At 26.0% G+C, this 1,399-nt stretch carries 2 rRNA genes; both read left to right on the top strand.

Features of this window, described 5'->3' with window-relative positions:
• Positions 1–2: 2 nt before the first annotated feature.
• Positions 3–119, top strand: a 5S ribosomal RNA gene (rrf, locus tag H8S20_RS18530).
• 1,172 nt (positions 120–1,291) lie between these two features.
• A 16S ribosomal RNA gene (locus H8S20_RS18525) occupies positions 1,292–1,399 on the top strand; the annotation flags it as partial.

Raw genomic sequence — 1,399 nt, 5'->3', positions numbered from 1 at the left:
CATCTAGTGATGATGGCGTAGAGGAAACACTCCTTCCCATTCCGAACAGGAAAGTTAAGCTCTACAGCGCCAATGGTACTGCACGGGAGACTGTGTGGGAGAGTAGGACGTTGCTAGGTTAGCAAAAAGACCTAAGTTAATCTTAGGTCTTTTTTTGTTATATAAAATTACTTTATAAGGCTAAAATCATATTACCTTATAATTAGATATATTAAAATGTGATTTTATAAATATAAAAAATATAATCAAATAATATTTTAATGTTCAAAAGAAATCTTACAGATCTATATAGTAGTACAAGGGGGAAAATATATTTATTATTAAATAAACAAAGAATTAAATATATAATATAATATTTTTTTAAAACATCGGAATGGATAAATAGTATATTTATAGGGTAAATTGAAATAGGATTTCTAGGTTTATTATGTATTTAGGATGGAAAGGAATTATTTTATTTAGTAAAGTTGATAGTAAAGGTATATAGATAATAGAAAATAATACTTAATTAAATAATAAAAATTATAGTATATAGTAGGTTAATTAAATATTTGGATTTAGTATATGATATATTTCATATATAAACTTGGTTATTATAATTCTAATCATGACAATTTTTATTATATCTGGACGTTATATACTTAAGTTTAATATTAAAATATATAAAGTAAATAAATACAAATATTAAATAAGGAGTAATTTAAAGCTTAAAAATCTTTAAGTTTTAAATTGCTCCTTAAAATTTTAGTTTAAATACTAATATTAACAGCAGTTGTGGATAATGTTGATTATGTTTATAAGTATATATTATTAATATAGTTATATTGTGGATTATGTTAACTAAGTGGATAAGTTAGAAGTAGAAACAAAACACTTTACCTAGCGTATCAATAGTAGAAAAAGATAGTAAAACAGAGATATACATAGAAATATAAATAAAAAGTTCATTTTATAGGAAAAATTTAATATATTAATTATAAAAATTGGTGGTAAGATAAATCTCGTCGCTGATGCGAAACAAATAAAAACACAAGATAAAAAAGTGTTTGACAGTTGTTTTGATAAGTGATAAGATAAGTTTCGTTGCTAACGAAATGATGTGAAAAAAACTTTGAAAAAAGTTGTTGACACAAAATTAAGTCGGTGATAAGATAAGGAAGTCGCTTGAAGCGATAACAAAATATGGTCTTTGAAAATTGAACAGAATATAGTTAAAATAAATCCAGCAATTCTTTTGAGAGTTTTTAAAATATTTAAAGACTCAAAGTAATTTGAGCAACAGATTAAACTTTTTATTGAGAGTTTGATCCTGGCTCAGGACGAACGCTGGCGGCATGCCTAACACATGCAAGTCGAGCGAGTGGAGTTCTTCGGAACAAAGCTAGCGGCGGACGGGTGA

This window comes from Clostridium hominis, assembly GCF_014287825.1.
In the GTDB taxonomy this organism is placed as follows: Bacteria; Bacillota; Clostridia; order Clostridiales; family Clostridiaceae; genus Clostridium; species Clostridium hominis.
This window is presented reverse-complemented; position numbering and strand designations above follow the sequence as displayed.